This is a genomic window from Sphaerisporangium aureirubrum, assembly GCF_042658925.1.
GTDB classification, from domain to species: Bacteria; Actinomycetota; Actinomycetes; order Streptosporangiales; family Streptosporangiaceae; genus Sphaerisporangium; species Sphaerisporangium aureirubrum.
This window is the reverse complement of sequence record NZ_JBHSRF010000025.1, coordinates 95,715-101,714: the sequence shown is the minus strand read 5'-3', so window position 1 is coordinate 101,714 and position 6,000 is coordinate 95,715. Positions and strand designations below refer to the sequence as shown.

The following is a 6,000-nucleotide window of genomic DNA, read 5'->3' as shown; positions in this document are numbered from 1 at the left end:
GGGGGTGGGAGTCGGCGTAGGCGTGGGGGTGGGGGTCGGGGTGGGAGTCGGCGTAGGCGTGGGGGTGGGAGTCGGCGTGGGGGTCGGCGTCGGAGTCGGCGTGGGGGTGGTTCCGGACTTTTCGGCGGTCCAGGCGGCCACCCAGGCGAGCACCGCGTTCCAGTTGACCGCCACCTCGTTCACCGACCACGCGTCGATGTCGTCCAGGTAGCACTTCTGCGGACGGCACCCGCTGAGCCGCTGCTGGGCCACCGGGTCCTGCAAACCGCTGTTCGGGCCGCCCGCGAGGGCCCCGGGCGGCGCGATGGGCAGGGAGGAGTTCAGCTGGTTGGCCCAGAAGCGGTGGTGGACGTTGCGGGAGGGCTTGTCGCCGTACCCGGTCACGTAGGACTGCCCGAGCGGGTTGCGCCCGAACTCGTACGCCATCGTCTCGAACACCCCGCTGCGGAAGCGCTCCTGCTGGGTGAAGTCGTACGCGAGCGCGAGCAGCACCGCGTTGTTGAGGATCAGGTTGTTGGAGCCCCAGATGTACCCGCCGCCCGTCGGCGCGAACGGCACCGGGTACCCCTGGCCGCCCATCACGCTCAGAAGGTCCCCCGCGTTGGCGACGAACCGGTCACGCAGCTGCTGCCCGATGGTCGACGTCAGCCCGTTGGGGACGAGCGCGAGGGTGATGTCGCCGAGCGACCCGACCTCCCCCCACTGCGCGCCCTCCCTGGTGAAGCTGCGGCCGTAGTAGAGGGAGGACCCGGTGAGGTCGGTCCGGTACGCCTGCTTGCCCGTGGTGGCGAACAGCTCGGCCGCGGCCCAGTAGAACTCGTCGGTGACCTTGTTGTCCACGTACGACCCGCCGCCCTGGTCGTCGGTGGTCGGCGCGAACACCGACGGGTTGGCCTTGGCCGCGGTGTACGCCTTCTCCGCCGCGGTGAGGCAGCGGGTGGCGAAGGCCGCGTCGATGGTCGCCCAGAGGCGCGCGCACTGGGCGCCCACCGCGGCGAGGTTGAGCGTCGCGGCGGTGCTGGGCGCCGACAGCAGCCGGGGCTGGGAGTCCTGGTCCGGCCGGGTCGGCAGGCTGGTCCACGCCTGGTCGTGCATCTTGTGGTGGGCCATGCCCGCCTGAGGGCGGCCGTCCGGCACCTGCATCTTCAGGATGAAGTCGATCTCCCAGCGCGCCTCGTCGAGCACGTCGGGCACGCCGTTGGCCCGCTCCGGGATGGCCATGGTGCCGTCGCCGAACGCCGTGAGGCTCGCCCCCGGCGCGTACTTGGCCCGCTCGTAGATCGAGGCGAGCTGCCAGGCGGACATGCCGCCGTTGATGACGTACTTGCCGTGGTCGCCCGCGTCGTACCAGCCGCCGCGCACGTCCAGGGAGTACCCGCAGCTCGTCCGGCAGGGCACGCTGTTGTCGCCGCGGTTGGGCGACACGTTGAGGTGGCCGGCGGGCCGGGCGTACTGGTTCCCCACGTACTGCGCGTCGATGGCGATGCCACTGCGCTGGTGGTAGAAGAACGCCAGCGCGTCGAACGGCAGCCTCTTCCAGGCCGTGGTGCCGATGTCGAACGGCTGGCTCGCCTCGTTGCCGACGGTGAGCACGTAGTTGGTGCCCGAGCCGGCGTACGACGAGAAGTCGATCTTGTGGACGTTGTCCCCCGACGGCGCGTCCTGGCCGAAGACGGTCGTGGTGCCGCTCGCCACCACCTGGTCGGCGCCGTCGAGCAGGTTCCAGGTCAGCGGCGAGCCCGTACCGCTGACCACGGTCGCCTGCTTGGCCACGCCCGGCGCGTACGCGACCTGGTTGACCTTGATGTTCTGGCCGAGCGGCGGGCGTACGACGGCGTGGGCCGCGCCCGCCATGCTCCCGGCGGCGAAGGACGCCACGGCGACGGCCAGCGCCAGGGACAGCGCCGTCCAGGGCCGGCGTGCCCACCTCGATGTCATCACTTCTCCGACCTCCGGTGGTTTGGGGTGCGTGGCCCGAATCATGGGGGCGGGTGCCGCCGGAGAACACCCCGCGCGCGGCGGTGCGGACGTTTCCGCAGCTCGGCGCCGATCATCGGACGAATGCTTCTGTATATTTCACGAACCATTCGTTCGGGTGCGTACACTCTCGCCTGTGACGGGTAGTCAGACCGGGCCGCGTCGTCGCCAAGAGATCACGGTCGCTCGCATCGCCGAGCTGGCCGGGGTCTCCGCCCCCACGGTCTCCAAGGTGATCAACGGGCATCCCGGCGTGTCGACCGCCACCCGCCGCCGCGTGGAAGACCTGATCAGGCAGCACGGCTGGCACCGGCGTCCGGTCAGCGCCGAGCCCACCGCCATGGTGGAGGTGCTCTTCCAGGCCCTGGACAGCCTGTGGGCCCTGGAGATCATCCGTGGCGTCGAGCGGGTCGTGCAGTCGTACGGCATGACGGTGGCGCTCACCGACATGCACGGGCGGCACTCCCCGCACTCCGAGTGGATCGACCAGGTGCTCGCCCGCCGCCCCGCCGGAGTGATCGCCGTGTCCGCCGATCTCGGCGACTGGGAGCACGAGCGGCTCGCCAGCCGGGCCATCCCGCTGATCGCCCTCGACCCGTACGGCGAGCCGCACCACCGCGTGCCCTCGGTCGGGGCGACGAACTGGAACGGCGGCCTGTCGGCCACCCGCCACCTGCTGGAACTCGGGCACCGCCGGATCGCCATGATCAACGGCCCGGGGGACCTGATGTGCTGCCGCGCCCGTCAGGACGGCTACCGCGCGGCCATGGACGCGGCCGGCGTGCCGGTCGACCCCCGCTTCCTGTGCACCGGAGGCCTCTACGTCGAGCCCGCCCGCGCCGAGGCCGAGGCCCTGCTCGCCCTGCCCGGCCGGCCCACCGCGATCTTCGCGGCCAACGACCTGCAGGCCCTCGGCGTCTACCAGGCCGCCCTGCGCGCCGGGCTGAGCGTCCCCGGCGACCTGAGCATCGTGGGCTTCGACGACCTGCCGCTCGCCCAGTGGGCCGACCCGCCGATGACCACGGTGCACCAGCCCCTGGCGAAGATGGGCGCCACCGCCGCCGAGCTGGTGATGACCCTCGCCGCCGGCGGCGCGCCCTCCCACCACCGCATCGAGCTCGCCACCAGCCTGACGCTCCGCGCCAGCACCGCGCCGCCGTCCTGACCCGTCACGTCCCCCGATCCCGGCCTCGGCGATCTCCTCGCCCGGCGGGCGGGCCCGTGCAGGGAATACTCCACCCCGGTTGCTAAGTTACCCTGAGTCGCTCAGGTTTTCTTAGTTATCTCTCGGCCGGTGACGGGGGCCGCCCCCCGTGACCGGCAGGCAAGGAGTTCAGATATGGCCAAGCTCCAGATCATCCTGGCGAGCACCCGTCCCGGCCGCGTCGGCCTGCCCGTCACCCGCTGGATCGAGGAGGCGGCCGGTACGCACGGCGGTTTCGAGGAGATCGAAGTGGTCGACCTCGCCGAGCTGGGCCTGCCGTTCATGGACGAGCCGCACCACCCCCGGCTGCGGACCTACACCCACCAGCACACCAAGGACTGGAGCGCCAAGGTCGCCGGGGCGGACGCGTTCGTGTTCGTCATGCCGGAGTACAACTACGGCTACAGCGCTCCCCTGAAGAACGCCATCGACTTCCTGCACCACGAGTGGGCGTACAAGCCGGTCGGCCTGGTCAGCTACGGCGGCATCTCCGCGGGCACCCGCGCGGCCCAGATGATCAAGCAGGTGGTCACCACCCTCCGCATGACCCCCGTGTTCGAGGCCGTCTCCGTGCCCTTCGTCCACCAGTTCATCGCCGAGGACGGTAGCCTCTCCCCCAACGACGTCATGATCTCCTCCGCGAAGGCCATGTTCGACGAGTTGAAGCGCGTGAGCGACGCCCTCCGCCCCCTCCGCGGCACGCACCAGCCCACCTGAGGACCGAAAGACCCCCTATGTCCGAGATTCACGAGGTCTGCGCCCGCTTCCACGTCGCGATCGAGCTGGTCGGCGCCCGCTGGACCGGCGCCATCCTGCGCGCCGTCTTCACCGGCTCGCACCGCTTCGCCCAGATCAAGGAAGCCATCCCCGGCGTGAGCGACACCATGCTCGCCTCCCGCCTCCGCACCCTCGAATCCGAATCCCTCATCACGCGCACCGTCCTGCCCACCACCCCGGTCCAGGTCGAGTACCACCTCACGGAAAAGGGCCTCGACCTGGCCCCCGTCCTGGACGCCCTCATCACCTGGTCCCACAAGTGGATCCCCCTGCCCGCCGGAGCCGCTCCCGAGGACTGACGCGCCACGACGGATCTCGTTGTACGAATGGACCGTGACCGCACGCTACGACGGCCATGCCGAGTGGTACGACGACTTCAACGGCCCCTTCGCCGCCGCGAACGCCGCCCGGACAGCCGATCTGCTCGGCCCCGGGGAGGGCCTGTGCCTCGACATCGGCTGCGGCACCGGCCTGTACCTCGACGCCATCCGATCCACCGGCCGCACCGTCGTCGGCGTCGACCGCTCGGCCGACCAGCTGCGTCTGGCCCGCCGCAGGGACCGTGCCCCCCTCGTCCAGGCCGACGCGACGACGCTCCCGTTCGCCACGGGCGCGTTCGCCGCCGTCACCGCGCTCTGGGTCTCCACCGACGTCGGCGACTTCGCCGGCCTGGTGCGGGAGGCGGCCCGGGTGCTGCTCCCCGGCGGCCTGCTGCTGTTCTACGGTGTGCACCCCTGCTTCAACGGCCCGCACGTCGAGCGCCGCCAGGACGGCGCCGTGGTCGTCCATCCCACGTACCGGACCGGGGGCTGGCACGAGCGCGCGCCGTGGTGGCCCGAGGGCAGCGTCCGGGACCGGGTGGGCATGAGCCACGTGCCGCTGCCCGACCTGATCAACGCGTTCGTCGACGCCGGCCTGAGCATCGACCGGGTGTCCGAGCCGCACGACAGCCCCATCCCACCGGCCCTGGTGATAAAGGCGTTCCGCTGAGGGACGTCCGGCGCCGATGAGTGTTCTCGCGGTGACCTTTCGGGGTCGGGAGGAGATACGCTTTCTGGACCGGGAGCCGGAGCGGACGGTGTTTCGTGGGTCCGGTCGGCTACCGGGATCGGTCACATGAGTCCACCGGGTCATCGGAGATGCGGATGCCATTCGGGCATGACATGGCGTGCTCCCTAGCCGCCGTCGCCGACCTGATCAACACCGCCCCCGAGACCTCGTCGGACGGCACCGACGCCCTCGTCACCCTGGACGACCTGGAGGCCTACGTCCGCCGCCACAAGGTGAGCGGCGTGGCCGAGGTCCACCCCGCCGACCTGGACCAGGTCCGGAGCCTGCGGAGCACCTTCTACTCGATCTTCACCTCCCCCGGCCCCGCCGCGGCCGTGGACCGCGTCAACCTCCACCTGAGCCGCACCCGCATCACCGCCCGCCTGACCGAACACGACGGCTACCCCCTCCACGTCCACTACTTCGGCCCCGGCGCCTCTTTGGTGGAACACCTGGCCGCCGACTGCGGCGTGGCCCTGGCCCACCTGCTGGTCCAGGGCGAATGGGAACGCCTCCGCACCTGCACAGCCCCCGACTGCGCGAAGGTCTTCGTAGACGAGTCCCGCAACCGCTCCCGCGTCTACTGCGACAGCCGCACCTGCGGCAACCGCATGCACGTCGCCGCCTACCGCGCCCGCCGCCGCACCTAACCCCCCACCCCCACCGCCGCACCTAACGCCCCACCCCCGCCGCCGCACCTAACGCCCCACGACCGCCGCCGCCCCTGACCCCCCTCGCCCAGCACCACGCCTGCCCCCCACGACCGGCACCACGCCTGAGGCCCCCACGACCGCCATGGGGAACGCCTCCCCTGCACCGCCCCCGACTGCGCGAAGGTCTTCGTGGACGAGTCCCGCAACCGCTCCCGCGTCTACTGCGACAGCCGCACCTGCGGCAACCGCATGCACGTCGCCGCCTACCGCGCCCGCCGCCGCGCCTAGCGCCCCACGCCCGGCACCACGCCTGACCCCCAACGCCCGCCGCCGCGCCTG

General features: G+C 71.5%; 6 protein-coding genes and 1 pseudogene. 6 read left to right on the top strand and 1 reads right to left on the bottom strand.

The genetic code is table 11. The features are described from left to right. Nucleotides 1–1,938: glycoside hydrolase family 9 protein (locus tag ACFP1K_RS18760; RefSeq protein WP_380754823.1), on the bottom strand; the 1,938-nt coding region annotated here is incomplete at its 3' end. A 175-nt stretch (nt 1,939–2,113) separates the two neighbouring features. On the opposite strand from ACFP1K_RS18760, the gene ACFP1K_RS18755 reads away from it, so the two are divergent. The 6 genes and pseudogenes from ACFP1K_RS18755 to ACFP1K_RS18730 form a co-directional block, all read left to right on the top strand. Next, on the top strand, nt 2,114–3,142 hold the full coding sequence (locus ACFP1K_RS18755; RefSeq protein WP_380754812.1) for a LacI family DNA-binding transcriptional regulator: 1,029 nt from the start codon (nt 2,114–2,116) through the stop codon (nt 3,140–3,142). Between the two features lie 174 nt (nt 3,143–3,316). Then, nucleotides 3,317–3,898: an NADPH-dependent FMN reductase gene (locus ACFP1K_RS18750; RefSeq protein ID WP_380754810.1), complete on the top strand. Its 582-nt coding sequence runs from the start codon at nt 3,317–3,319 to the stop codon at nt 3,896–3,898. 17 nt (nt 3,899–3,915) lie between these two features. After that, nucleotides 3,916–4,257: a winged helix-turn-helix transcriptional regulator gene (locus ACFP1K_RS18745; RefSeq protein ID WP_380754808.1), complete on the top strand. Its 342-nt coding sequence runs from the start codon at nt 3,916–3,918 to the stop codon at nt 4,255–4,257. Nucleotides 4,258–4,291: 34 nt separating this feature from the next. Next, on the top strand, nt 4,292–4,948 hold the full coding sequence (locus tag ACFP1K_RS18740; RefSeq protein ID WP_380754805.1) for a class I SAM-dependent methyltransferase: 657 nt from the start codon (nt 4,292–4,294) through the stop codon (nt 4,946–4,948). Between the two features lie 155 nt (nt 4,949–5,103). Next, nucleotides 5,104–5,658 carry a CGNR zinc finger domain-containing protein gene (locus ACFP1K_RS18735; RefSeq protein WP_380754803.1) on the top strand — a complete coding sequence of 185 codons (555 nt, stop codon included), beginning with the start codon at nt 5,104–5,106 and terminating at the stop codon, nt 5,656–5,658. Nucleotides 5,659–5,832: 174 nt separating this feature from the next. After that, nucleotides 5,833–5,949: pseudogene (locus ACFP1K_RS18730) on the top strand (CGNR zinc finger domain-containing protein); the annotation flags it as partial. Between the last annotated feature and the right edge of the window lie 51 nt (nt 5,950–6,000).

Bases quoted from the DNA above. Each gene is read 5' to 3' on its own strand.
- ACFP1K_RS18745 (WP_380754808.1), top strand. From the start codon at position 3,916: ATGTCCGAGATTCACGAGGTCTGCGCCCGCTTCCACGTCGCGATCGAG.
- ACFP1K_RS18735 (WP_380754803.1), top strand. From the start codon at position 5,104: ATGCCATTCGGGCATGACATGGCGTGCTCCCTAGCCGCCGTCGCCGAC.
- ACFP1K_RS18750 (WP_380754810.1), top strand. From the start codon at position 3,317: ATGGCCAAGCTCCAGATCATCCTGGCGAGCACCCGTCCCGGCCGCGTC.